The 26,549-nt window shown below is 47.6% G+C and carries 24 protein-coding genes and 1 riboswitch; of the genes, 16 read left to right on the top strand and 8 right to left on the bottom strand.

Features of this window, described 5'->3' with window-relative positions; translation table 11 throughout:
- From BEL05_RS15400 to BEL05_RS15390, 3 genes are all read left to right on the top strand, one after another.
- Positions 1-1,128, top strand: coding sequence for an AI-2E family transporter (locus tag BEL05_RS15400; RefSeq protein ID WP_069671708.1), 1,128 nt, complete (start codon positions 1-3; stop codon positions 1,126-1,128).
- A 61-nt stretch (positions 1,129-1,189) separates the two neighbouring features.
- Positions 1,190-2,080: a hypothetical protein gene (locus BEL05_RS15395; protein WP_069671707.1), complete on the top strand. Its 891-nt coding sequence runs from the start codon at positions 1,190-1,192 to the stop codon at positions 2,078-2,080.
- 232 nt (positions 2,081-2,312) lie between these two features.
- Positions 2,313-2,540 carry a hypothetical protein gene (locus BEL05_RS15390; RefSeq protein WP_069671706.1) on the top strand — a complete coding sequence of 76 codons (228 nt, stop codon included), beginning with the start codon at positions 2,313-2,315 and terminating at the stop codon, positions 2,538-2,540.
- 2 nt (positions 2,541-2,542) lie between these two features.
- On the opposite strand, the gene BEL05_RS15385 is transcribed toward BEL05_RS15390, so the two are convergent.
- Both BEL05_RS15385 and BEL05_RS15380 read right to left on the bottom strand, forming a co-directional pair.
- The gene (locus BEL05_RS15385; RefSeq protein ID WP_069671705.1) at positions 2,543-3,463 is read right to left on the bottom strand and encodes a DMT family transporter; all 921 of its coding nucleotides are present in this window, start codon (positions 3,461-3,463) and stop codon (positions 2,543-2,545) included.
- 122 nt (positions 3,464-3,585) lie between these two features.
- Positions 3,586-3,810 (bottom strand): ribosome alternative rescue factor ArfA, encoded by a 225-nt coding sequence (locus tag BEL05_RS15380; protein WP_028763093.1) that lies wholly within the window; start codon positions 3,808-3,810, stop codon positions 3,586-3,588.
- A gap of 213 nt (positions 3,811-4,023) precedes the next feature.
- Between BEL05_RS15380 and BEL05_RS15375 the strand changes: the two genes are divergently transcribed.
- Entirely contained in the window at positions 4,024-4,485 is a 462-nt protein-coding gene (locus BEL05_RS15375) for a hypothetical protein (protein ID WP_069671704.1), read from the top strand.
- A 126-nt stretch (positions 4,486-4,611) separates the two neighbouring features.
- A complete protein-coding gene (locus tag BEL05_RS15370) occupies positions 4,612-5,133 on the top strand; it encodes a hypothetical protein (protein WP_069671703.1) in 522 nt (173 codons plus the stop codon).
- A 6-nt stretch (positions 5,134-5,139) separates the two neighbouring features.
- Here the strand turns inward: BEL05_RS15370 and rbsK are convergent, their stop codons facing one another.
- Together rbsK and rihA are read right to left on the bottom strand one after the other, a co-directional pair.
- On the bottom strand, positions 5,140-6,060 hold the full coding sequence (rbsK, locus tag BEL05_RS15365) for a ribokinase (RefSeq protein WP_069671702.1): 921 nt from the start codon (positions 6,058-6,060) through the stop codon (positions 5,140-5,142).
- Between the two features lie 55 nt (positions 6,061-6,115).
- Positions 6,116-7,108, bottom strand: coding sequence for a pyrimidine-specific ribonucleoside hydrolase RihA (rihA, locus tag BEL05_RS15360; RefSeq protein ID WP_069671701.1), 993 nt, complete (start codon positions 7,106-7,108; stop codon positions 6,116-6,118).
- An 882-nt stretch (positions 7,109-7,990) separates the two neighbouring features.
- Here rihA and BEL05_RS15355 point away from each other — a divergent pair.
- Positions 7,991-9,373, top strand: coding sequence for a Na+/H+ antiporter NhaC family protein (locus BEL05_RS15355; RefSeq protein ID WP_069671700.1), 1,383 nt, complete (start codon positions 7,991-7,993; stop codon positions 9,371-9,373).
- Positions 9,374-9,482: 109 nt separating this feature from the next.
- Here the strand turns inward: BEL05_RS15355 and nhaD are convergent, their stop codons facing one another.
- Both nhaD and BEL05_RS15345 read right to left on the bottom strand, forming a co-directional pair.
- Positions 9,483-10,955 carry a sodium:proton antiporter NhaD gene (gene nhaD, locus BEL05_RS15350; protein WP_069671699.1) on the bottom strand — a complete coding sequence of 491 codons (1,473 nt, stop codon included), beginning with the start codon at positions 10,953-10,955 and terminating at the stop codon, positions 9,483-9,485.
- 212 nt (positions 10,956-11,167) lie between these two features.
- A complete protein-coding gene (locus BEL05_RS15345; protein ID WP_069671698.1) occupies positions 11,168-12,019 on the bottom strand; it encodes a pirin family protein in 852 nt (283 codons plus the stop codon).
- 302 nt (positions 12,020-12,321) lie between these two features.
- Here BEL05_RS15345 and BEL05_RS15340 point away from each other — a divergent pair, with 302 nt between their 5' ends.
- The 6 genes from BEL05_RS15340 to BEL05_RS15315 all read left to right on the top strand — a co-directional run bounded on the left by BEL05_RS15340 (position 12,322) and on the right by BEL05_RS15315 (position 17,340).
- On the top strand, positions 12,322-12,909 hold the full coding sequence (locus BEL05_RS15340) for a hypothetical protein (RefSeq protein ID WP_028763101.1): 588 nt from the start codon (positions 12,322-12,324) through the stop codon (positions 12,907-12,909).
- Positions 12,910-12,975: 66 nt separating this feature from the next.
- Positions 12,976-14,058: a rhomboid family intramembrane serine protease gene (locus BEL05_RS15335; protein WP_069671697.1), complete on the top strand. Its 1,083-nt coding sequence runs from the start codon at positions 12,976-12,978 to the stop codon at positions 14,056-14,058.
- A 145-nt stretch (positions 14,059-14,203) separates the two neighbouring features.
- Positions 14,204-14,761, top strand: a complete 558-nt coding sequence (locus BEL05_RS15330; RefSeq protein WP_028763103.1) for a DJ-1/PfpI family protein — start codon at positions 14,204-14,206, stop codon at positions 14,759-14,761.
- 86 nt (positions 14,762-14,847) lie between these two features.
- The gene (locus tag BEL05_RS15325; protein WP_028763104.1) at positions 14,848-15,159 is read left to right on the top strand and encodes a ribbon-helix-helix domain-containing protein; all 312 of its coding nucleotides are present in this window, start codon (positions 14,848-14,850) and stop codon (positions 15,157-15,159) included.
- Between the two features lie 162 nt (positions 15,160-15,321).
- Entirely contained in the window at positions 15,322-16,803 is a 1,482-nt protein-coding gene (locus BEL05_RS15320) for a protein adenylyltransferase SelO (protein ID WP_069671696.1), read from the top strand.
- Between the two features lie 168 nt (positions 16,804-16,971).
- Entirely contained in the window at positions 16,972-17,340 is a 369-nt protein-coding gene (locus BEL05_RS15315; protein ID WP_028763106.1) for a response regulator, read from the top strand.
- Positions 17,341-17,417: 77 nt separating this feature from the next.
- Here BEL05_RS15315 and BEL05_RS15310 read toward each other — a convergent pair whose 3' ends face one another.
- Both BEL05_RS15310 and metH read right to left on the bottom strand, forming a co-directional pair.
- The gene (locus BEL05_RS15310; protein WP_069671695.1) at positions 17,418-18,080 is read right to left on the bottom strand and encodes an SDR family NAD(P)-dependent oxidoreductase; all 663 of its coding nucleotides are present in this window, start codon (positions 18,078-18,080) and stop codon (positions 17,418-17,420) included.
- Positions 18,081-18,496: 416 nt separating this feature from the next.
- A complete protein-coding gene (gene metH, locus BEL05_RS15305) occupies positions 18,497-22,222 on the bottom strand; it encodes a methionine synthase (RefSeq protein ID WP_069671694.1) in 3,726 nt (1,241 codons plus the stop codon).
- A 364-nt stretch (positions 22,223-22,586) separates the two neighbouring features.
- Here metH and BEL05_RS15300 point away from each other — a divergent pair, with 364 nt between their 5' ends.
- The 4 genes from BEL05_RS15300 (at position 22,587) to cobT (ending at position 26,544) form a co-directional block, all read left to right on the top strand.
- A complete protein-coding gene (locus BEL05_RS15300; protein WP_245687006.1) occupies positions 22,587-23,216 on the top strand; it encodes a histidine phosphatase family protein in 630 nt (209 codons plus the stop codon).
- Positions 23,217-23,296: 80 nt separating this feature from the next.
- Positions 23,297-23,489, top strand: a riboswitch (cobalamin riboswitch).
- A gap of 110 nt (positions 23,490-23,599) precedes the next feature.
- Positions 23,600-24,424: an ABC transporter ATP-binding protein gene (locus BEL05_RS15295; RefSeq protein ID WP_069671692.1), complete on the top strand. Its 825-nt coding sequence runs from the start codon at positions 23,600-23,602 to the stop codon at positions 24,422-24,424.
- 20 nt (positions 24,425-24,444) lie between these two features.
- Positions 24,445-25,473 (top strand): FecCD family ABC transporter permease, encoded by a 1,029-nt coding sequence (locus BEL05_RS15290; RefSeq protein WP_083250371.1) that lies wholly within the window; start codon positions 24,445-24,447, stop codon positions 25,471-25,473.
- A gap of 42 nt (positions 25,474-25,515) precedes the next feature.
- Entirely contained in the window at positions 25,516-26,544 is a 1,029-nt protein-coding gene (gene cobT, locus BEL05_RS15285; RefSeq protein ID WP_069671690.1) for a nicotinate-nucleotide--dimethylbenzimidazole phosphoribosyltransferase, read from the top strand.
- Positions 26,545-26,549 lie beyond the last annotated feature (5 nt).

Raw genomic sequence — 26,549 nt, 5'->3', positions numbered from 1 at the left:
ATGGACCATTTAACCCAAAAAGAGCAGAGCAAACTGTTCGTCAACAACATGACAGAGTCAGCCATCAAAATTGGCCTGCTGCTGGTTTTACTGTTTTGGACCTATGACATTGTCAGGCCGTTTGTTATTCCTGTACTGTGGGGCGCCATCATTGCGGTCGCGCTAATGCCTGTCACGCAAAAGCTAGAGAGAATGTTAAAGGGTCGTCGGGGCCTAGCGGCGACAGTGTTGACCTTAGTGGGGATCATATTGTTAATTACGCCTGTGGTCGTGGTATCTGGATCCATTTTTGAGGGCGTGACGCGGACATTAGAAGTGTTGCAAAGTGGCGAGGTGAAAATCCCCGGTCCAACACAGAAGGTGGCAGATATCCCAATAATTGGTGACAATCTTTTTGAAATATGGAGTTTGGTCTCTACTAACCTAGAAAAAGCAATTTTACATTTTTTACCTGAGATTAGACATGCAGCATCGGCAATGGCCGGAGTGATTGGCAGCAGCCTAGCCACCTTAGTGATGTTTATCGTTTCCTTAGCCATAGCGGGAGGCTTTATGGCTCATGCTGATGCCTGTACTAAAGCGGTACAAACCGTCGCGGTGAGAGCGGTTGGTCCCAATGCGCAAGCGTGGAGTACATTGACTGCCGCGACGATACGTAGCGTGTTACTGGGTGTGGTGGGTGTAGCCTTTATTCAATCTATGTTGGTCGGCTCGGCGATGTTTGTGTTTGGAGTTCCTGCGGCAGGTATTATCACCTTTGCGGTATTGATATTGGGTATTGCACAACTTCCAGCACTTATTGTTGTGTTACCTGTTATCGCTTATGTGTTTTCCACACAAGAGACCATCTCGGCAACCATATTTACGATTTGGGTGGTGCTTGCTGGGCTCTCTGATAACTTTTTGAAACCTATGTTGATGGGACGAGGTGTTGATGTGCCTATGCCGGTGATTTTAATTGGCGCCATTGGCGGCATGTTAACCGCAGGGATTATCGGCCTCTTTTTAGGGGCGGTTATTCTGGCTATTTGGTATGAGATTTTTATCAATTGGTTGCAAAGTGATCGTCGCGAACAAGCAGCCTTAGCGCCTGAAGATATGCCGACTTCCAGTGAAACACTTGATTGATTGCTTGGCGGTAACTTGCCTTAAATTACCGCCTACAACTTAAAATAAATCAGAGAGAAACATGCTTGACGCTATTTGCAAAATAGATCTTCAACCTGACATGACCTACTCGGTATTTAAGTTTCAGGTATTAAACGATGCTGAGATAGAGCGTTTACGCCAGCATCTATTTTGCCCTGTGTGTGATGGTAAAGCCTATTTCCGTAAAGCATCTAAAGATGGTAAAACGGCCTGTTTTGGCTCTCGTTATCATCAGCTTGATTGCGCCGAATTTAAGCCCTCTGCTAGTCGTCAACGTGAAGAGCAAGATGCGACAGAGGTGAATCAGCTCATCACCGAAAGTGATGCATTAAAAATTGATTTCAGCCGTTCACCTTCAACCGCTAAGGCTAAACCGTCTTCACCGCAAACTGCCGTTTTAGATAAGAAAGCTCAGTCTAATAATGCACTTGAGCTGCCTAATCAGATTGCAGAGCCTCAAAGTCAGTATCTGGACGATAAGAGGGCTCATCAGCCTGATCAACGTATCGGTAGCCAAGGGTTAGAGAAACTACTCAATAGCTTATTACGAGGAAGCGATCTGGCCAGCTCCGACTTGTGGGTCTACACCGACGATAAATATCGATGGCGCGCCAAGAATTTATTCGTCAATTTTGTCGACGCAGAGCCTACTGATAATGGCTCTCCACGTATGTATTGGGGCACGCTATCCCATAGCGACAAAGCCATGTTGTGGCTAAACCCTGCCGATAGCAAAGATGTCGGTATTCCTATCGACAGCTTTAAGGGGGCATTACAACAGCGTTTTGGTATCGAAGACCGACGAGATCTTGAAGGAGCAGGGATTATCATCTTTGGTAAATGCTTTTGGAACAAAGACAAAACACGAAAGATCATCCAGCTGTGGAACCGAGACGTAACCCGTATGCACCTGTCTAAGGCCGATGACTAGGCTTGCCTTGCAGACTCTGTAAGTATTTTAAATATCAATCGAGCCAGAGTTTGCATTGCAATTATTTGACGCTTGCCTTTCACGACGAGTCTTATGGTTGAGCGTTAATCATAAATGAATGAGGGCGTTAGCGCTCATTTGCCCTTCTTGGTACGACTTATGCTGTGTTTATATTGCAGGATAAACCTATCCCTATCGCGATAACGGCCGATAAAAGGGTGAGGAGTACAGTATGAATAGCAGCATAAAAGCGCCCATTGATAGCTTATATTTTGTGGTCAACAAAGGCCTTTATCTCAGCTCTGAAGCTTATCGACAACGGGTGGATTACATTCGAACCTTGATGGCACTTAACCCAGACACTGAGTCGCAGTCTAAGCCCAGTAAAACGCGGCGTGAGTTGACCGCCAAACAACATGAAAAACCCGCTGATACCAATCAGTATAAAATGGCGTTTTAAGACTATATCTGTTGGGAGCGACGTCGATTTTTAGCCAGCTTGTCCCCAAACTGATAAATGGCTAATCCCCCTAGTACTAAGCTTGCGCCAATGATCAGGGTCTCGCTGATCGTCTCACCATTGAGTTGTGCGCCAAGCGCCATGGCAAACACTGGGGTGATCAAGGTGACTAACGCCACGGTACTGGCATTGAGGTGTTGTAGAATATAGAAATAGGCGATAAAGCCGATTAGTGAACCAAAGATACCTAGGTATAAAATGGCCCCCATCGACTTGATTGACCATGTGTCTAGCGGCACAGTGCCGTCGAATATAATCCAAGCGATGGCAAACATCGGTGTAGAAAACAATAATGCCCCTACAGTACTCGCAATAGGATGGATCTGCAGTTTAACGGTTTTAATTAACACCCCACTTAAGCTAAATAGACACACTGCGCTCAACACTAATACCAAACCTATCCAGCTGTCGTTGCCCAGTGATAGTTTGGTGGAGCAGACTACACCAAGCCCAGTAAATGCCAGCAATAGCGCCAATACTCTCAGTGGACCAAATTTAGGTTCGTTAAGTAGCTTTTGGGCCAGTATCCCAGACAGTAGCGGCGATAAACCAAAGATTAACGACATGGTGCCCGAGGGAAGATAACGAGCGGCAAAGTAACTGAGCAACATGCCTCCGACAATGCCGATAGAGGAAAAAGCATAAAGTTTAAAGGCGCGTTTATGCCAAGGCAGGCGGATGCGGCTAAATAAGATAATCAATGAGCCTATGACTAAAGCGATCACCATGCGAAGCAGGACTGCCATGGTTGGGTGTACCGATTCGCTGCTCCATACAATGCCTAGTGGCGTTGTTGACCAGATAAGGACGACGGCCAAAAATGAGATGGGCACGAGTTTGGGCAGAACAGTCGCGGAAGGCATAGCAATACAACTCAGAGTTAGCGAGCAAAAACAGAGCAAGATTTTGACTTATATTAGTCAATATTACTATGGGAAAGTGGGCCGAGATTGAAACTATTTATGTCAAAGATTAACGAGTCTAATTAGGCGGCCATGAACTGTAGGGCTAGAAAGTCAAAAGGGGCAACGCCCTTTAGCGCTTGCCCCTTTTGTTGTTTGCGGTTGTATGAACCTTTACCTTTTCTCGGTTTTTCAGTACGCATCTTAAATAATTCACTGGTGACGATAGCCTTTAAGGCGTTGTCCTTTATTTTGCCTCGACCACTATCATGTTCAATAGTGACGTTGCGCTGGTTTTTGTTACCCATTGGGTGTCCTCTTTATAGTTACCTAGCATCTTGATTCACGGCAGGCTGGCACTTTTTAACGGCTTTGTGCCACTACCGAGATCGCCGAACATTACGCCTGTTTTGGCGATTAATCAACCACTATATTGCTACTTTTTATTGAATGATCGCTGGGCCCAAGCAGAGCTTTTCATTAGCTTCTACACTTATGTGCAACACTAACAAGGAGCGGTTATGAATATTTTTAAAACGTTATTGCTAATAAGCTGTTTAGGCTTATTCTTTGCTTTGCCGGCCGCTGGCCATGGTGATATTGGCCAGCCCTCAAGTGGGGCAAAACAGATGGCTGGTGCTAAAGGGACCTTTGCCTTTAAGCCAGCAGATTGGATAGCGGCAAAGCAAACATGGTGGAAAGATTCTGATGGCGTAGCGCCTGGTGTCGCAGGCTGTCATATTGGTACCGACGAGTACGGTGTTGCTAATGGGCGCATGTTTGGCGAAGCTTGTTTGCCAGACGGTATGCTAGTGGAGTCAAACCCAGGCAAAGATGTGGTCCATGTTCACGGCAACGATACGGGTCATCCTGATACGTTTGATTGTAATGCTTGGTGTGTCGGGGAAGGTAATACAACCGGTAGGTGTGAGGTGGCTAAAGCACCGCCTTGTGAACAATCTGCACGTTGCGTGTGTCGATAGTCTGTTTACTGCAAGGGCCTTCTCTTGGCCCTTTATGTTGGCTCAATAAAATTAATTATCATTTAACTAACGCTTGCTATAGTCTCTTTTACCTTAAGATATCGCGTTGTAAAGGAGTCATAATCGATGAAAAAAATACCTCAAATCGTGGTGGGAACGGCACTGTTGTCACTGTCTGCCTGTGGTTTTATTGGTGATGACAAGGCAAAAATAGAGCAGGCATGGCTTGAACAAGATCAACAGCTTAAAAGCGTGATTGAACAGATCCGCACTCAGGGGATCGATGTTGTTGCTCGCAGCGCACAGGCAGGATCGATTTCTGCATGCGTGGCTAATCGGCTCAGCGATGACCCGCTTGGCCAGCTCGTCAGCGTAGAGGGCGCGTTGGTGGAGTCGGCGCAAATTACCGATTTGATGAGCCAGCTCCAAGGCACCATAGAGCAAGACGTTAGTATCGAACAGGTGATTAATCTTGTGCAACAAGGTGCTGACTTGGCGGCTTATGGCAAAGCGTTAGTCGACCAGCAAGGCTTAGATCAAGCCTTGCAAACCCTTGATCAGTTGGCGCAGTCGAGTGGTCAGTGGGCATCAGAGGATCTCGGCGCCCACTTTCAACAACTGCTGCTGACTTGCCGCGAGCAAGGCTAGTGTTATTTACAGGCTTGCTGTACTCAATTCATGGCGATAGGGAATTGAGCGTTGTGCACCAAAACGCGTGACGGTAATGGCAGCCGCTTGATGGGCAAATTTGACGGCATCTGTCATTGCTAAACCTTCACTCAAGGCGACCATTAGGCCACCATTAAAGGTGTCACCTGCGGCCACAGTGTCGACGGGGTCAACTGCTATACCTGGGATGATGCCTTCGAAACCATCATGGCTGAGGTAGGCTCCCTGTTTACCTAACGTAATGATGACAGTTTTGGGGCCTAACTGATGTAACATCTGTGCGGCTAGCTTTGCACTGGAGGCGTCAGTGACCTCAATCCCCGTTATTGCCTCTGCTTCGGTTTCATTGGGGGTTATGATATCGACTAAACGCAGCAGGTCTTTGCCTATGACACTAGCAGGGGCTGGGTTGAGTATGGTGGTTGTGCCATTTTCTTTGGCTAAGGTTAGCGCGCTAAGCACAGTCGGCCCCGGTGTTTCTAGTTGCACTAAGAGCCAGTCAGCTTTGCGAAGAAGGTGTTGATGATAGCCTAATGCTTCAGGGGTTAATGAGGCGTTCGCTCCCGCCGAAACGCCAATCATGTTTTCGCCATTCTTACCGACAAAAATCATTGCTGTACCTGTTGCTTGTCCAGCCTTCTTTGTGACCCCATCTTCGCAAATACCATCACTGAGCCAAGCATTAGATAGCGCATCACCAATGGTATCGTCGCCCACATGGCAGATGAAATCGACTCGAGTATGCTCTTGGCATAAACGTGCCACAGCCACGGCCTGGTTTGCACCTTTACCACCATGTTCCAAGCGATAGTTTTGGCTCATTAGCGTTTGCCCGGCTGCTGGCAGAAACTCAAAATTCATCACGTGATCGGCGTTGGCGCTGCCCACAATTAACAGTCTACTCATGATCTCTTCTTTCCCGATAAAAAGGAGGGGAAGCCCCTCCTCATAGCGATTGCCATTATTGGTTATAGGCGGTTAAACACTCAACGATTAGGTCAACAAAGCCTTGTCTATCAATATCAAATAGCACTGTGGCATTGGCTGGCTGTCCACTGAGTTGATAGCGGTCCACCACCGTCATGCCTTGAGTGTGTTCGCCTTTGGTTTCGACGCTGACGGCGCATTCGATACTGGTAAACAGTTCTGGTTTTAACAACCAAGCGATAGTGCAGGGGTCATGCAAAGGCGCGCCAGTAAAGCCCCACTTAGGATCTCTATGGTAGATCATAAAGAAATCTAATAACCCTGCGACACACTGCGCCACAGGGTTTTGAATTTGACGAATGCGCTCAATATCTTCATCCATGATCTGTGCTTGATGGGTCACATCTAGGCCGCACATGGTGATTGCAATGCCGGATTTGAACACCATATCGGCAGCTTCTGGATCAACAAAGATATTAAATTCGGCAGCAGGTGTCCAGTTGCCTACGCCAGCGGCACCTCCCATCAAGACGATGCGATCAATTTTACTGTGAAGCTCAGGATAATTTGCCAAAAACAGCGCGATATTGGTCAGCGGGCCTGACGGAATTAGCGTGACAGGTTCGCTACTTTGACGCACTTTTTGTGCTATCAATTCGATGGCATTTTCACTTACTGGGGCAAAAGTGGGATCGGGTAGCTTAGGACCATCTAAGCCAGTCTCGCCATGAACGTTGTCGGCAATAATCAACTCTCTGGCTAACGGCTTAATGGCGCCGCCAGCGACCGGAATATCGCTGCGGTTGAGCAGCGTGAGTATACGCAGTGCATTATTTAGCGTTTTGTCAGGGGTTTGATTCCCTGCGCTGGTCGTTACCGCTAGCGGATTGAGTTGGTCGCTGCTTAGCGCGAGAATAAGAGAGATTGCATCATCATGACCGGGATCGCAGTCAAGAATTATCGGCCGTGCAGATGCTAAAGGTTTAATTGCCGTTGTTGGATTAGTGGCGGCACTAGAACTTGTCATGGTCATACTCCATTGATTGACACCTTTTGCAGAGTAGCACGCTATTTAGACTTGTCATCTTTGGTGAGAGAAATTGTGATTGAAGACGCTGTAACACCAATCAGTACAAGAATGTGATCGACTCAACGTGTTTTTTGGCAACGAGTACAAGGCGAATAGCTGATAGAATGGTTAGTCCCTTATGAGGCTATTCAATGCAGGAATAGGCAGGTAAAAAGCACGCTCAAAAAGTCAGTTTTAGCGCACCCGATGCAGTGTTAACGAGCTTAAATCTAGAACGACACTGCTCCTCACTCGTTGCAATCAATAGGAACCTTGTGAATGCCCTTAATGCACGACTATATACATATAGGGCGAAGCACGACTAAAGGGATTTAGGAGGTAGGCTCACGCATGGAGCGGTTGCCTAGGATGCTAGAGCCTAGGAGCAATTAAGAGCCTTGCCTCAGACGCGTTAAATGCTCGCTGAGCGATCAGAACTTTATACTGATTGGTATAAGGCAAGGAAAAGCCTTTTCCTGCTTTTACTCATGCCAAGTATCACCTATCTACGCATATTATCTGAATAATCAATAGGTGGTTGCTTTTTTAACATTGCATTAAAAAATTATTATATTAATACTTTTCATAAGGTTAAGTTTTTACTTAAGTCCGTTAATGACTTTTTTATGATAAGTTAATTATTAATTATTGACTCAAAGGTCATTGCAGATTATTTTGCCGCCGATGTTTTTACTAAGGTGCAATAGATGGCATCAGTCTGTTTAAATATGACTGGTGGTATGTCCATGAAAAGCAGCAATTAAGCGTGATGCCATATACAGTGTTACGCCGAGTAAATTAGTTAGCCCAAAAGGCTCAATTTAAGAAGGACCTTATCGCATGTCTGAACCGACAGCCTTAAGTCTTATCCCACCTTTGGTGGTTTTGGTGTTAGCCATCTGGCTACGCCGTCCAATCCTATCGTTAGTTATTGGTGCCCTAGTTGGCTTGGTGATGTACCAACCCACAGAAGTATTAGGTAACTTTTCTGATATTTCCCTATCTGTTATGGCCGATGAAACCATAGGTTGGTTGATCTTGGTTTGTGGTGGGTTTGGTGCCTTAATCGCATTGCTGGTTAAAACCGGTGGCTCAATGGCATTTGGTCGTCATGCGCTCAAGTTGGCTAAGGGGCCTAAGTCGTCGCTGTTTATGACCTTTATATTGGGCGTGGTGATTTTTATCGACGACTACCTCAATGCGTTAACCGTTGGTTCGACAATGCAAAGAGTCACGGATAAGTTCAAGGTCTCCCGTGAAATGCTAGCCTATGTGGTGGACTCTACTGCTGCACCTATCTGTGTCTTAGTCCCTCTCTCTACGTGGGCGGTTTTCTTTGGCGGCCTCTTGGTCGACAATGGTATTGCCGGCGAAGGCCAAGGGATTGCGGTTTATATGTCAGCGATCCCCTATATGCTTTACGCTTGGCTTGCAGTGGCTATGGTGTTGTTGGTCATCTTAGGTATTGTGCCTGCTTTTGGGCCAATGAAGCGTGCACAACAAGCTGCCGCTCAAGGTGAGCCTGCATTAGCGAGGACAGATCTTGATGAGGTACAAACTTCTGATGAATACGCGCTAAAAGCGATTGAAGATGAGTTTAAGCACGCGGACAACTTAGGTCAGCTGCACAATTTTTTTGTGCCAATTATCCTTTTGGTTGGCTTTACGGTTTATTTCGATATTGATGTATTGAAAGGTCTTATAGCCACCTTAGCGATAACTTTACCTTACTATGGTGTGCAGCGCCTGATGCCGTTATCAGAGATGATGGAGCAGATGATTGATGGCTTTAAAGCCATGTTGCCAGCCATTGGTACCGTGATTGCCGCCTTTGTGTTTAAAGATGTGTGCGACAAACTAATGTTGCCGCAATATGTTATTGATAATCTCAGTCCGTTTATGACGCCGCAACTGTTGCCTGCCGTGGTGTTTTTAGCTATGTCGATATTGGCGTTTGCCACCGGATCTAGCTGGGGGATCTTTGCGGTTTCAATTCCTATTGTGATGCCTCTGGCGCAAGCGGTTGACGCTAACATTCCATTAGTGATTGGTGCGCTGTTGTCGGCATCCTCTTTTGGTAGTCAGGCGTGTTTCTACTCTGATTCTACTGTGCTAGCGGCTCAAGGCTCTGGTTGTAACTTGGTGAGTCATGCCGTGACACAGTTACCCTATGCCTTAATTGCGGCAGGAGCGACCTTTGTGGGTTTCTTATGGCTGGCTTGATTAACTGATAGTGGGCAGATGGCTAAGTGATGAAAAGGGCGTCGAAGGGTCAATTCGACGCCCTTTTTTATTAAGCGATAGGGCTTAATTTTCTAAAATTTATCAGACGTTAGAATAGCGCTGCGTTTAACCATAGGTGAACCAAGATACTGGCGATATAACCTAAGGCAATCACTGGGGTCCATTTTAGGTGGGCTGCAAAGGTATAGATACCGCGTGCTTGACCCATTAATGCGACGCCAGCTGCACTGCCGATAGAGAGCAAACTCCCCCCAACGCCTGCGGTAAGGGTCACTAATAACCATTGTCCCAGGCCCATATCTGGGTTCATGGTGAGTACTGCAAACATCACTGGAATATTATCGACAATAGCAGAGAGCACTCCCACGGCAATGTTGGCATAGGTGGTATCCCAATGGGTATACATGGCTTCAGAAACCAAGCTTAAATAACCCATAAACCCCAGACCGCCAACGCATAATACCACGCCATAGAAAAACAGGAGTGTGTCCCACTCAGCGCGAGCAATACGGCTAAAGACATCAAAGGGCACCACGTTACCCAGTTGTTCTAGGCGTTTAATGTTGTTTTCGCGCTCCGCTTTTTCACGGGCCTTAAGCACTGCTTTTGAGAAGCTTTTTCGCAGATAGAAACCGAAAAACTGCAAGAAACCCAAACCTGTCATCATGCCAAGTACCGGAGGTAAACCTAAAAAGGTGTGAGTGCAAACGGCTGTTGCTATGGTGAGTAAGAACAAGAGAACGACACGACGAGCACCGCGTTTCATTATCACCGCTTCCTCTTCAGTATGTTGCACTGTGTTCTTGATAAAGCAGCTCATGATCGCAGCAGGCACTAAGTAGTTAACCAGAGAGGGGATAAACAAGTCGATAAATTGCTCAAAGTGCACCACTCCTTTTTGCCATACCATCAAGGTGGTGATATCGCCAAAGGGGCTAAAGGCACCGCCAGCGTTGGCCGCAATGACAATATTGATACAGGCAAGGCCAATAAACTTCTTATTGTCGCCGCCCACTTTCATGACGACGGCACACATCAATAGGGCTGTGGTGAGGTTATCTGCGATGGGGGAGATGAAAAATGCCATAAAGCCAGTCAGCCAAAATACCGTTCGTAAACTAAAGCCGCGTCCTACCATCCAGGCACGTAATGCGTCGAACAGTTTACGTTCTTCCATGGCGTTGATATAGGTCATTGCGACTAAGAGAAACAGCAGTAACTCAGCGTATTCAAGCAAGTTGTGTTTAAAAGCCGCCTCTGACAACGCTGACATGCCATGTTGCATATAGATAAAGCCAATAATGCCCCAGATAATCCCAGCTGCCACCAGTACGGGTTTGGACTTGCGTAGATGGAGTACTTCTTCACCCATAACCAGTACATAGGCGAGTACAAATACCACTAAGGCGACGTAGCCCGCTGCGGTCGCGGTTAAATCCAAGGTCTGGCTTGCAACAGCGGTGCTGGCAAAAACTGCCGGTGTGAATAGCGTTGTTAGGAGTAAAATCAGCGCGGTAAGTCGACTCGCTGAGTTACCTAGAGTGTGCCGAAGTGCGTTCATCAAGTGTTCTCTGTGTTAGAAACTGATCAGAAATTACCACAGCAGTCACCACTCAAATGTTGATGCGCCTCAAGTTTACGTGCATTAGCATCGTCTAAGTCACAAAAATGTTGTTAAAAACCACATTGTAAATAACGATTTACCTACAAAGTGGTAATAAATTTGTCTTGTTGCAGCTAGGAGTACCGCAGCTGTCGATAGTTCATGACAGGTTAAATTTCGCCAAAACGTCCCGCTTGATAGTCGCGTACGGCTTGCTCTATTTCAGTTTGAGTGTTCATGACAAATGGGCCCATGTGAACAATCTTCTCCCTGATAGGGTTACCTGCAAAAATAAGCAGTCCAGCGCCCTCATTACCTGCATTGAGGCCAACAAGGCTTTGGCTATCTAACACCAAATATTGTCCTTGGTTAAACGACTGTGCGTGAGGTGCCGTGACTAAGTTGCCTTGGTAGATGTAGACAGCGACAAAGTCGCGATGGGCGAGGTTTAACTCAGCTTTTCCGTTTGCGGCTAACATGAGGTCTGCGATCATCGCATCACCAGCAAGCCCTTGGATAGGCGCACAAATGCTGTGCTCGCCGACAAAACGCCAATTACCCGCTAATGCCCGTAACGTGGCACCCGATTGATTGCGTGACTCAGGGTTTCCCTCTTCGGTGCTATCTTGATAGATGGCCGGGCGCATCTTCTCTTTGGCGGGCATATTGACCCAAATTTGAAAGCCATGCAGGCCATCGGTAGCATCGGCCAATGGCATTTCTGAATGCACCACGCCGCTGCCCGTGCTCATCCATTGCGTATCGGTTGCACGAATCGCTTTGACATTCCCCAGTTGATCTCTGTGTTCAAATCCCCCTTTACGGATATAAGTGAATGTCTCTATGCCACGGTGTGGGTGAGGGGGGAAGCCACCGATAAAATCTTGCTCATCATCGGATTTTATCTCATCGAGCATTAAGAAAGGATCGAACTTAGTATTTAAAAAGTCGGCCACACGATGAATGTTTACGCCATCACCATCCATAGCGGGTCTCGCGTTAAATTGACTAATAACGTGCATTAAGCACTCCTTTGAGCAGAAATAGTAAGTCAGATATTAATGGCTGGTTCATGGCCAATCTCTAGCATAGCGACTTGATAGGTGAACAAAAATAGCTAAAAACTACTCATACCTTTCGATTAAATCGAATGATATTGTTACCCATATTTAGTCGAGAATATTGGTTTTAACTATTGTTTTTGCGACGGTTTATTGGCTTGTGTTAGTATCCGCGAGCGCTCAATGATAGACCGCTCATCCCTGATGGGGCTAGAAGGGGGCAAAACTCAATAGGCTGTGCAACAAAAGGAGTATTGCACGATATGGATATCAATTCGCAACAGAGCGCGGCCAGTGCGCCAGTGAAACGTTTTCCACAACTGGATAATCGTGAGTTGGTCAAAACCAGTTTTTGGATTAGCCAAGTATTTATGATTATCGCTACCATTGTCGGCGTTTATTTGGCGGCGCAAGAGGGCTTGTCACAGGCGATCACATTTGACAATTTGACTAACAAGCAAAACAACTACTATCTACGCCACGCGCTATATGATGAGCTTAATGACAACGTCAGCATTATCAATGACTATGCGGATTTTATTTCAGGTAAAGCGCCTTACGATATCAAGAGTCACCACCCGACCATGGCAAACTTTGTGTGGGATAATATGCGTTACTCACCCAATACGTTAGAGACGCCGTCACAAATTTTGTCTGATACTCGTCGCTTTTATATGCAAGCCTCTGAGATAGTGAGTAAGGTTGAGGCGCGCGTGTACGGCGCTAAATATGGAGGCGGTTTGCTTAAAGCATTGACGCAAGAGGTGAGCGAAAACACCTTACCGGCCTTGAAAGCTAACTACAGTGCGTTAGCGAATGAGTTGAAGCGCCATGAGATTTATGTGGAGTAATGGTTTGGCTACAAAAAAGCGTACAAGCATAATATTAACCATCACAGAGTAAAAGGACTTAAATCGATGACAATGAGTTGTCCAGGTTGCCATAAGGGAGTAATGAAGGTCTATGATTTTCATGGTGAAGAGGTCGATAACTGCCAAACCTGTGGTGGTATGTGGTTTGAAAACGGCGAGTTAAATGGCGCACTATCAACCGCTGACAATGGTAATGATAAGGTCAGAATTGAGGAGACCTTAGGCCAACATTTGGGGGAATCGGCACGCCGCTGTCATCATTGTGACTGCACCATGGAACACTATCACCTGATGGATGGTTACCAGATTGAGGTGGATGTCTGCCATCAATGTAGTGGTATTTGGATTGATGAGCATGAGAGACAAAAAGTGGTGCAATCGCCTTTAGTTAAGCAGCTTCTGGCCGACCTCGATGCCAAGATCAGCGTAAAGACTTGGGTGTTTCAATTTCTGTCGCAGATGCCAATAGAGTTCAATATTAAACCTAAAACGCGCCCCCTTGTTACCTATTTACTGCTGGCACTCAATATTTTGATCTTTATGGGGTATGGCTTTAACGGCGATAATACCGATTGGGTATTTGAACAGTTTGCTATGCAGTCGAGCGATCTGTTGGCGGGCCATCATCCTTGGTCATTGTTCAGTCACATGTTTCTTCATGGTGATTTGATGCATCTAGCAGGCAACATGTACTTTTTATATGTAGTGGGGGACAACCTTGAAGATGCACTGGGACGGATGCGTTTTCTGGGTTGGTATCTGCTATGTGGTATAGCGGCAGCAGCAACGCAAATAGCCGCAGATCCAACATCGAGTATCTATATGGTGGGTGCCAGCGGCGCAATTGCAGGGCTATTTGGTATGTACCTGATGTGGTTTCGTCATGCGAGCCTCACCTTCATGTTTGTCATTTACCAAAAGAAACTTAGCCCAATGGCATTTTTTGCCATCTGGTTAGGCTTTAATATTCTAGGCTTGGTCACTGCGGGACAAGGTGTTGCTTACTGGGCGCATATCGGTGGCTTCGTTACTGGCTTAGTGCTTGGTGTCACGATGAAGTCGCAAGTAATGGCGAGCAATCCCTTGTTGGCCATGTTGAATGAACCTGAAGTTAAAATCGTTCGCTAATGGCTGACTAAATCGATAGTGGTTGAAAGCGCCTGCGGGCGCTTTTTTGTGCTTGTAGTTTGCCTTGTAGTAATGGGCTATTACCTCGTGTCATCGCTGGTGGGTAAAGTAGCTTGGATAGTATTTAACTGACAGGGAGTGAATGATGGCTAACGTACTCATTATTGCGGGTGATTTTGTCGAAGATTACGAGTTAATGGTGCCGTTTCAGGCGTTGCAGATGGTGGGGCATCAAGTGACTGTAGTGTGTCCAGATAAAATGGCTGGTGAAACAGTGAAGACCGCAATCCACGATTTTGAAGGTGACCAGACCTACACAGAAAAGCCTGGGCATCTTTTTAGTCTAAATGGTGCCTTTGCTGAGGTGTCAGCAACAGATTTTGATGGGTTACTCATACCGGGTGGCCGATCGCCAGAATACTTGCGGTTAAATGCAACGGTAATAGAGCTCGTACAGGCTTTTGCTGACAGCAATAAGCCGATAGCAGCAGTGTGTCATGGTGCTCAAATTCTCACTGCGGCAAATGTTGTCAAAGGTAAGCGAGTATCAGCTTATCCTGCTTGCGCCCCCGAAGTGAGCCAAGCGGGTGGCGAGTATTGTGATATTGCGGTGACAGAAGCCATCACTGACGGCAACTTGGTGACCGCGCCTGCGTGGCCAGCGCATCCGGCTTGGTTAGCGCAATTTAATGCATTGCTGTAATACCATCATACAGGCGATGAAGGTCTAATTGCCTCGGCGCGCAAATAAGTTCAGGCTAGGCCTCTGTAATAAGCGGGGAGAAAATCATGTGTGAGATCTATTCCGGTGCCGAACCTGAACTATTTGCCCTTAAAACGCGCTCTATTCGCATAGATGGCGTTGTGACTAGCATTCGTTTAGAGGCCGTTTTTTGGCAAATTCTGCAACAGATCGCTGATGAAGCGGAGTTGACGATTGCTGAGTTCCTAACCCGTATTTACCGTGAAGTGCTGCTCAAAAATCGGCAAATGAGTAATTTCTCGTCGCTGTTAAGAGTCGCCTGTACCACTTACTTAAACCAAGGCACGCGCCTTGTCCTCGCTCAGCCGATATCAGATCTTGAGTCACTCACAACCTAAGCGAACAGATAGCGTTTTTTGGGGGGAATATGCTTAATCCCCTTTGTTTGTGCGGGTTTAGCTTAGTGTTTCATCAGCAAATTACCGTCTCTTTCTTATACTGAATGGTATACAGTAGAGGGCATTGATTCTCGATGTACTTTCTTGACGACGGATATCCTCATGACACAGACGCCTATCGATCTTGGCTTAAACTTTGATAATAGCTATGCCAATCAGCTTGAAGGTTTTTATGTTGCCTGCCTAGGTGACGCCGCACCAACCCCTGCGTTGGTTAAGCTAAATACCTCCTTGGCTAAGCAGATAGGGTTAACTCAAAGTGAGCCCTCTTTGTTGGCAACCGCATTATCCGGTGGTCACGCCCCGCAGGGGAGTGCGCCGTTGGCACAGGTTTATGCAGGGCATCAGTTTGGCGGCTACAATCCGCAGCTAGGGGATGGCCGAGCCCTGCTATTGGGCGAGGTACTCGACAGCACGGGTCAACGTTTGGATCTGCAATTAAAAGGTTCTGGTCCGACACAGTTTTCTCGTGGCGGTGACGGCAAAGCTGTGATTGGTGCGGTGCTAAGAGAGTATATTGTCAGCGAAGCGATGTATGCGCTGAATATTCCGACCACTAGGGCATTGGCTGCGGTGACTACGGGAGAAACGATTTTACGGGATAATCAACAGTTACCTGGGGCGGTACTAACACGTATGGCGTCGAGTCATCTGCGGGTCGGAACTTTTCAATACGTTGCAGCGCAGGGGGATCAAGACAAGGTCAAGCAACTGGCTGACTATGCCATTGCACGCCACTATCCTGAAGTGCAACAAAGCCAGCAAGTGTATTTAGACTTTCTTTGTGCCGTTCGCGATAAGCAGGCTGAACTGATCGCCAAATGGTTGCTGGTAGGGTTTGTGCATGGCGTCATGAATACCGACAATATGACCATCAGCGGTGAAACCATTGATTACGGCCCCTGTGCATTTATGGACGATTATGCCTCTTATGCACTGTTTAGCTCTATCGATAGAGAAGGGCGCTACGCTTATAATAATCAACCGGTTATTGGCCAATGGAACCTGGCACGTTTAGCTGAGACTTTGTTACCGCTGATTGATGATGAGCAGAGTGTGGCGATAGATAAAGCAACGCAGGCAGTGACCGATTTTTGGCCACAGTTTAAGCATCACTGGATCACGGGCATGCGTGCCAAGCTAGGCCTCACGACACAAGAACAAGGCGATGAGGCGTTAGCAGAGCAACTGTTTGAGTCTATGGAGGGAGAGCAGGTCGATTTTACTATGCTGTTTCGCCAATTAGCTACCGACCTTGAAACGGGGGCTAATGAGAGTGAAAACCTGTTTAGCCATGGTGAGAAATTTAACCAATGGCGTCAATCTTGGTTGGCGCGACTGGCTACAGAGCAATTATCGATTTCAGAGCGAGTTGTGCAGATGAACGCAGTTAATCCACTCTATATTGCGCGCAACCATCAAGTTGAAGCTGCCATTGAGGCCGCTCAGCGCGGTGATTATCAGCCTTTTGAAAAGCTAACTGCGATATTGGCGAGCCCCTATACCGAACAAAAAGGTGCAGAAGCGTTTGCAGGGCCTGCTCCAGCGGGTTTCGGTCCATTTGTGAGCTATTGCGGTACCTAAGTGGTGCGTGTTCCAGCTGAGTTGGTGGCATTAATGGGAAAGCCTTGGAACTAATGCAGGCCATCTTAAGTCATACGTTTGTACGTGATCACGACTAACTGGCATTTGCCTTTAACTTGGTTACAATATACACAATTTGAATCATGACAATCGCTTACCGAGGTGTAGATGGACAAAGCAAAGATTTTGGTTATTGATGATGACCCTGTTTGCACTGGCGTGCTATTGGCCATCTTAGGGGATGATTATGAGGTGGCTTCAGCCAATTCTGGCAGTGGTGCGATTGAGGTGCTGACCGCTATGCGGCCTAACCTGATTTTACTCGATATCACTATGCCCAATATCAATGGCTATCAGGTTATTAAGCATCTGAAGAGTGATAATTCAACCGCAACTATCCCAGTAATTGTGATCAGCTCACTCGTTGAGGAGTCGGATAAAGAGTTTGCCCTCAAATTGGGTGCCGATGACTATTTAACTAAGCCTATTCAGCCCAATGCAATACAAGCAATGTTGGATCAGTATCTAGCTGCTTAAGTTTGTTAATAAGTACCGTCGGGGCATAAATCCGACGGTGTTTGATGCGACTCTATACAATGTCTAACGCTAAAGCGTTAGCCGCGCTGAATCGTGATATCTGCAATATAGCCATGTTCAGTGGCCACTAACGCTTGCTTCAACATCCCTGCAGCTTCATCGGCCGACATAAAGCTTGAGGTGTCGAGCACCTTACCGCTACTGGGCCAAAAGCCTGTGTCCATGCCGCCGGGGTATACGGCGATAAGTTTCATGGGAGCGTCTTTTAACTCAAGCCGTATGGACTCGATAAAGCCGCGCACCGCCCATTTAGCCGCGCAGTAGGTGGACTCGCCTGCTTTGGCTGCCAGTGCTGCGGTAGACATCACTATCACTAGGTTGACCTCTTGATCTCTATAGCGTTTTACCAGTTCTCGCACTAGTAAGATGGTAGAAGTAACATTGTTGTTGAGCAGTTTTGTTATCTCATCGGCAGTTTGGTTTTCGATGGGGCCAAAATAACCACTGCCCGCACAGTGAATCACACTACTGGGTTGCTGGGGGACTTTATTGAGTAAGGAGAACACGCTGGTTTCACTGCTTAAATCGGCTGCGATGGCTTGGATATTTGTGGCACCATTACTGATTTGTTGTAGACGTGTCTGGTCGCGTCCGGTGATCACAACCGTTTGGCCATCTTGTGCATACAAGGCTGCTAATGCCGCACCTAAGCCACTGCTGGCGCCAGTAATTAATATCATGTTTATACCCGATTTTAATGCTCTGTTTTTGGCTATTATGCCTCAATATGATGGTTCTGTTCAGTTTGATGCTCAGGCTTGTGATCGAGATAAATCGTGGCAGTTAGAAATAACAACATTCCCCATCGAAGTTGTCGAAATACGTAGATAAAAGTGCTGTATAACCATCATAGCTGATGGCTAAGGCTCGGAGGGGCTGGTAAGCCCTGTTTGAGCCGTTTGCGATTTTTATGGGAGTATGAGGAGCCTAACTCATGCATGTAACTTCGTTATGGGTGGCATGGGGAGATGCAAGAGAGGGCTGTTGATCCCCCTTCTTGCCCCAATGTGGAATGGATTTCCACGATTTTATCGGTCGTAAGACAGACTTAGACCGCGTTAGCGTAAGGTCGCTCCTGAATAATCAGAATCACTTCTTACTCTGGGTCATAATCCAATACTGGCGCTAACCAGCGTTCGGTTTCCTCAATACTCATTCCTTTACGTGCGGCATAATCTTCCACCTGATCGCGACCGATATTGGTCACACCAAAGTAGCGTGATTGTGGGTGGGCAAAGTACCAACCCGACACCGCAGCGGTGGGGAACATGGCGTAGCTTTCGGTGATATTAAGTCCAATAGTTTCATCTGGCTTGAGCAGGTCCCATAGCAAGCCCTTTTCGGTGTGATCTGGGCAAGCTGGGTAACCCGGTGCTGGGCGTATGCCCTTGTACTTTTCGCGAATTAGGGCCTCGTTGTCGAGTGCTTCATCAGCGGCATAGCCCCAGAACTCCTTACGGACTCGCTCATGCATACGCTCGGCGAACGCTTCGGCTAGACGGTCGGCTAAACATTTGAGCATGATGGCATTGTAGTCATCGTGGTTGGCTTCAAAACGGGCAATATGCTTGTCAATACCATGGCCCGCGGTGACGGCAAAACCGCCCATGTAGTCGGCAACGCCAGAGTCTTTAGGGGCGACAAAATCAGCCAGGCAGAAGTTATCGTTGCCCACTCTTTCTATTTGCATGCGTAGATGATGGGTGGTCAACTCAAGTTCGCTGCGGCTTTCATCGGTATAGAGCTCAATATCATCGTGGTTAACGGTATTGGCGGGGAACAGGCCGATAACCGCTTTGGCGGTAAGCCATTTTTCATCAATGATCTGCTTAAGCATGGCTTTGCCATCGGCAAATAGTTTGCGAGCTTCTTCACCGACGACCTTGTCTTCCAAGATTTTAGGGAAGTGGCCATGCAGTTCCCAGCTACGGAAGAAAGGGGTCCAGTCGATACGCTCGACTAAGTCTTCCAATGGGTAGTCATCAAACACCTGACGTCCAAGCTGATTAGGTTCATATGGTGTGTAGTTGGCCCAATCGTGTTGACAGCGGTTGTCACGTGCGGCTTGCAGCGAGGTGATCTGTTTGCGTTTCTCTTGCGAGTTACGCTTGTCGCGCATTATCTGGTATTCATCATAGGTGGCATCGATAGTGGCTTGGCGAGTCTCATTGCTGATCAGCTTAGATACCATAGGCACGGCCCGTGACGCGTCGGCGATATAGATGGCTCCGGTTGGAGCATGGGGCGCAATTTTAACTGCGGTATGAATTTTAGAGCAGGTCGCGCCGCCAATGATTGAGGGGATGGTAAGCCCAGCTTTATGGAAGGCTTTAACGTTATGCACCATTTCGTCTAGACTGGGCGTGATCAATCCTGACATGCCGATGATATCGACATTCTCCGCCTTGGCGACTTCAATAATCTTCTCAACGGGCACCATCACCCCTAAATCGATCACCTCATAGCCGTTACAAGCCAGCACCACGCCAACGATATTCTTGCCTATGTCGTGTACGTCGCCTTTTACGGTGACCATTAAGATCTTACCGTTAGACTGACCTTCGACTTTCTCTAGCTCAATGTAGGGGTTTAAGTAAGCCACTGCTTTCTTCATTACACGGGCGGATTTTACCACTTGGGGCAGGAACATTTTACCTGAGCCAAATAGATCGCCGACCACATTCATGCCATCCATGAGCGGCCCTTCAATCACATCCAATGGTCGTGTCGCTTGTTGTCTAGCTTCTTCGGTGTCTTCATCGATATAGTCGGTAATGCCTTTAACTAGGGCATGAGCTAGACGTTTGCTCACTGCCCAGCTGCGCCATTCTAAATCCTCTTTCTTAGCCACTTGTCCGCCATCGCCGCGGAATTTCTCCGCGACTTCTAGCAGTAATTCGGTGTTGGAGCTGTCGGCCACGGGGCAGGCTAGGTTTTGTACAATGGCCTCGACTTTCTCTTTTAGTTCGGCGTCGATGTCATCATAGATGGCAAGTTGACCAGCGTTAACAATACCCATATCCATGCCTGCTTGAATGGCATGATAGAGAAAAACCGCATGAATGGCCTCTCGGACAGGGTTGTTACCACGGAAGGAGAACGACACATTTGATACACCGCCGGAGATCATGGCATGAGGCAAGGTGCGTTTGATCTCGGCCGTTGCTTCGATAAAGTCGACGGCGTAGTTGTCATGCTCGTCGATACCGGTGGCGATGGCAAAAATATTAGGATCGAAGATGATATCTTCTGGTGGGAATCCCACCTTGTGGACTAATACATTATAGGCGCGAGTACAGATCTCAACTTTACGTGCTTTTGTATCGGCCTGACCTTTTTCATCGAATGCCATGATGATGGCGGCCGCGCCATAGCGTTTAACCAGCTTAGCTTGCTTAATAAAACTCTCTTCACCCTCTTTTAGGGAGATAGAGTTAACGATGCCTTTACCTTGAATGCATTTTAATCCTGCTTCAATCACCTCCCACTTAGAGGAGTCGATCATAATCGGCACTCGGCTGATATCTGGCTCAGAGGCGATAAGGTTGAGGAACTTCTGCATCACCTCGACGCCATCTAGCATGCCTTCATCCATATTGATGTCGATGATTTGCGCGCCGCTTTCTACCTGCTCACGGGCAACCGACAGTGCTTCGTCGTATTCTCCCGTTTTAATCAGGCGTAAAAACTTGGCCGAGCCAGTGACGTTGGTTCGCTCACCCACGTTAACAAACAGCGAGCTTGCATCTATGGTCAGTGGCTCAAGTCCCGATAGGCGGCAAGCCACTGGAATATCGGGCAGTGCACGTGCTTGATGTGAAATGACCGCGTCACGAATCACTTTTATATGGGCTGGCGTGGTGCCACAGCAGCCACCAATGATGTTAAGAAAGCCCTCTTGAGCCCATTCGGCAATGACCTCTGCCATCTCTTCGGGGCTTTCATCATAGCCACCAAATTCGTTCGGCAAACCCGCGTTAGGGTGCGCGGAGACATAGCATTCTGCAATTTTGGATAACTCTTGCACATAGGGACTGAGCTCTTGCGGACCCAGGGCACAGTTAAGACCGATTGAAAGCGGTTGGACGTGGCGTAGTGAGTTGTAAAACGCCTCCGTTGTTTGTCCGGTTAGGGTGCGGCCTGAGGCATCGGTAATGGTGCCAGAGATCATGATAGGTAAACGCAGACCGATTTCATCAAATACGGTTTCGACGGCAAACAGCGCCGCTTTGGCGTTGAGGGTATCAAAAATGGTTTCAACCATGATGATATCTGAGCCGCCCTCAATCAGTGCTTCAATCGATTCGATATAGGCATCAACCAGTTCGTCAAAGCTGACGTTACGGTAGCCTGGGTCATTGACATCAGGGCTTATAGAGCAGGTACGGTTGGTCGGGCCAAGGACGCCAGCCACATAACAGGGACGTGCTGTTTCTATGCCAACTTCATCGGCTGCGGCGCGTGCAAGCCTTGCACCTTCGAGGTTGATTTCGGCCGATAACTCCTGCATGTCGTAGTCAGCCATGGCGATCCGCGTGGCGTTAAAGGTGTTGGTCTCGATGATATCGGCACCAGCAAGTAGGTATTCCTTATGGATACCCTTGATGATCTCAGGTTGCGTCAGCACCAGTAGATCGTTGTTACCTTTGACATCGCTTGGCCAGTCTTTGAAGCGTTCGCCGCGGAAATCGGCCTCTTCAAGCTTATGATCTTGGATCATGGTGCCCATTGCGCCGTCGAGGATCAAAATCTGTGATTTGAGCTGCTCAAGGATCTGCGGTGCTATCTGTCTAACATGATTAACAGGGGTACGGGTCGCCATAAAATTCTACCTATTTAAACTAACTCACTGTTTAACTTACAGTGTAATAAGGATACTTTAACGCTTTCTATTTTTGGATGTATAAACGTATAGACGTCTATAATAAGCGACTTATTACGCTTAGGGCAAGTCAAAACAGTATAACCTTTGCGCATGATAAACCTAGGCTTGTTATAAGCCTGCGTATCCGCGCTAGGGCCTCATGTTTTGGTGAGTTGTTATGGGCGGAGCGGTGTCGATGTGTGTTTGTTACGCTTAGAAACATACTGATTAGATTGTAAATATTTTATTTTTTATCAAAAGCTAAATTGGTGAGCCTTGCTATTTTCGATTTGTTAAGCGTATCCTTCTAAAGACTTAGTCGTTGACGATATTGATTAATATGGCACAAACAACGCTGTACCTTATGCGTCATGGTGAGTGCGAAGGGGGAAACACCTTGCGTGGCCATTGTGATGTGGCATTGACTGAAATTGGTTTCGCGCAGATGCAGTTGGCTTACGCCAAATTGCCTGAGATGGTCGATAGAGTCGTCAGTTCGCCACTGATGCGCTGTGCCAAATTCGCTCACTATATCGCACGAAAACGAGATGTGAATGTGTCGCTCGATGAGCGGTTGAAAGAGATCTATTTTGGCCGTTGGGATGGTCAATTGATCCCGAAACTTTATGCTGAACATGGTGCTGAATTAACGGCTTATTGGCAAAACCCTTGGCTGCATCCTTTGCCTGAAGGAGAGCTGATGAGCACTTTTGAACAACGACTCGATGAGGTCGTTGAGCAACTAGTCACCGAGCACTGCGAGGAGAAGCTACTGATTATTACTCATGGTGGTGTGATTCGACACTTGATGGCTAAAGCCTTAGGTGTTAGCCAAGCAGTGGGGTTTTATACTCAACTCAGCTTAGAATATGCCAGTGTGGTAAAAATTACTCATTTCAGAGATGAAGATGGGACTTGTCACTGGCGGCTTCATTGGGGAGAGTCAATCTAGGACAGTGATTTACGCCGCTAGACTTGCCTCTTGTTTGAAATGTCGCATAATAGCCAGCAATTTAGGCATCAAGGTGAATACCTCATGCCGAGAGTAAAGGTGTTGAGAACCGTATCCTTTAAACAGGCGGATAACTCAAACTTAATAAGGGAATTGGGAGAGGCGAAAGCCTTGAGCCCAAACTGTGCCCGCAACTGTGAGTGCGTTAAGTAAGGCTAGTAGTGCCTTATTTCAACCACAAGTCAGGATACCTGCCTTACTCTATAGCCTAATGACTCAAGCGGGTGACTTGAGGGAGCTAATGATGAACCAGTTTGATGGACGTCACGACGTCCGTATTTATGCCTGTGCACAGCGGTCTACATTTCTAGGTGGTTTAGGCCATGGATGACCCGCAACCACTTGCTTTATCCATCAAGGGATTAAGCTGGCACAGTGGTGAACGAGCCATCTTGGCCGATATTAGTGCTTCGCTGGAAAAGGGCAAGATGCTGGGGGTTATCGGTCCTAACGGCGCGGGTAAATCTACCCTATTGCGTTGCCTCTATCGTTATCTTGTGCCCACCTGTGGTGACATCACTCTGCTTGGCCAAGACATTAACACCTTCTCAGCCAAAATATTTGCCCAACAAGTGGCCGTAGTATTACAAGACACGCCGCACTATTTTGATATGACAGCGCAGCAGTTGGTAGGTCTTGGGTTAACTCCCCACAAGGGCGCATTTTCACTGACCAGTGCGCAAGATAAACAGGATATTGCTAACGCATTAGCCACTGTCGGGCTCACTGAGCGAGCCTCGCAGCCTTATGAACAGCTATCTGGCGGCGAAAAGCAACGCGCCCTAATTGCCAGAGCCATTGTGCAGAAGCCAGAGCTACTGATCCTCGACGAACCTACAAATCACCTTGATATCCGCTATCAGATCCAGATTTTAGAGTTATTAAGATCCTTGGATATAACCGTAATTATCTCCATCCACGATCTCAACTTGGCCAGTGCCTTATGCGATCAGCTTTTGCTGCTCGATAAAGGCCAGTCGGTGATACAGGGCACTCCAGCACAAGTACTCAATGAGCAGCAAATTGGTTCGGTGTTTGGTGTCTGTTGTCAGGTCACATCGCACCCTCAGCATGGTAATCCGCAGATAAACTATTTTTACGGATATAGCGATAATGGCATGACAGAACATGACGAGGTGATGCCATGAAGACGTTGCCTGTCGAAATGATGGGGCGAGTTGCGAGGGTCTTGCCGCTGTTGTTACTGGTTTTGCTGGTGGCACTGATGACGCCGCTGATTGCCGCCAGTTTTGGTGCCGCAGATATTCAAGTGAGCCAGGTATTGCAGGTGGTGATTGGTCAGTTAACTGACCAATCTCAGGGAGACATTAGCAGTCGGATTATTATGGAACTGCGCTTGCCGCGGATCATGATGGCCTTTGTCGCAGGCTTTGGCCTTGCTATCGCTGGCGCAGTATTGCAAACCGTGACCCGCAATCCGCTTGCCGATCCGTACTTATTTGGTATCTCCTCTGGTGCGTCATTTGGCGCCGTAGTAGTGATCACCCTGCTTGGCGGTGCAAGTGTCGATAGCGGTGCTTGGTTGAGTCATGTCAGTTTACCCGTTGGCGCATTTTTAGGGGCCAGTGTCGCGGTATTAATGGTGCTGGCCTTATGCGGACGCAGCCTTAGCACTCAGATAGAGCGGATGTTGCTATCTGGGGTTGCCATCTCGTTTATGTTTGGTGCCTTGACCAGTTTATTGCTCTATTTTTCCGGCCCCCAAGCGGCGGCATCGGTACTGTTTTGGAGCCTGGGCAGTTTTGCAAAAGCCAGTTGGACAACACTTTGGTTACCTTTGGTTGTCGTTGCTGTGTGTACGCTAACTATCTTGTTATTTAAACGACAAATTATCGCTATTAAAGCGGGTGATGAAACGGCACATACCTTAGGGATTAACGTCCAACGTTTACGGCTTAGCATCTTGCTTTTATGTTCGTTGATCACAGCAGTATTAGTGGCAAATTGCGGCGGTATCGGCTTTGTAGGCTTAATGGTCCCTCACATAGTGCGGCTACTCTTACCAGGGCGATTTGCACTGTTGACTACAGGGATTGTTGGCGGTCTTTTTATGATTTGGGTCGATGTACTTGCTCGTTGTTTGCTCAGCTATCAAGAGTTGCCCATCGGCATCATTACCGCTGTTATTGGTAGTGTTTTTTTTCTCTTTATCTTAGGGGGTAAACGCGGCCGTTAGGGCGTGATTACCCACTCGTCGTTTGATTAAAGGTAGGTGTAGATGTTCGCGATATCCCCCGTAAATCATGAGTTTGATCAGCAGATACAAACCAATATCGATAGTAAAACTAAGCCACTTGGGGCGTTAGGTGAATTAGAAACGCTGGCACTGCAAATCGCCCAAGTGTTGGGGGAAGTGCGGCCACAAATTCATCGCCCAGCAATGCTGGTGTTCGCCGCCGATCATGGCATAGCCGCATCCGGTGTGTCGATTGCGCCGAGTGAAGTGACCACGCAGATGGTTTACAACTTCTTACGTGGTGGGGCGGCGATCAATGTCTTTTGTCGTCAAGCGGGGTTTACCCTTGAGGTGATTGATTGCGGCATCGCATCACCTATTGTCGATGAACCGGAATTAATTAATCAACGACTTGGTGCTGGCACTCAGCCGTTTCATCGAGAAAGCGCCATGACCTTAGGGGCGGTTAAGCAAGGCTTTGCTATGGCGAAAGAGCGGGTTGCCTTTCATCATGGCCAAGGCTCTAATTTACTCGCTTTTGGTGAGATGGGTATTGGCAATACGTCATCGGCGGCAGCGATTATGGCGGCAATGTTAAATATGGATGTGGCTGCATGTGTCGGACGCGGCACTGGCATCGATGCTCAGGTCATGGCCAGAAAGCAGATGCTAATTGAGCAGGCGTTACACCTTCATCGAGATCAGCTAACCGATCCCTATGGTGTGCTAGCGGCAGTGGGCGGTTTTGAAATTGTGCAAATGACAGGGGCAATACTTGCCGCCGCAGAGCATAAGATGTTGATCTTGGTTGATGGCTTTATTGCCACGGCGGCTGCCTTGGTCGCAGTCGCCATCGCCCCTGCGGCACGTGATTATATGATTTTCGCGCATCAGTCTGATGAGCGTGGTCATCAGCTTATGCTGCAACATCTAAAGGCTAAGCCGCTACTCTCATTGGGCATGCGCTTAGGTGAGGGGACTGGGGCGGCATTGGCGCTGCCTTTGGTGCATGCAGCAAGCGGCTTTTATAACGAGATGGCAAGTCTGCAAGATTTAGGTATTGAGATTTAGCTTGA

Origin of the sequence: Shewanella colwelliana (assembly GCF_001735525.1) — a bacterium.
Taxonomy (GTDB): domain Bacteria; phylum Pseudomonadota; class Gammaproteobacteria; order Enterobacterales; family Shewanellaceae; genus Shewanella; species Shewanella colwelliana.
Note: the sequence above shows the minus strand (reverse complement) of the source record. Positions and strands in the feature narration are given on the sequence as shown.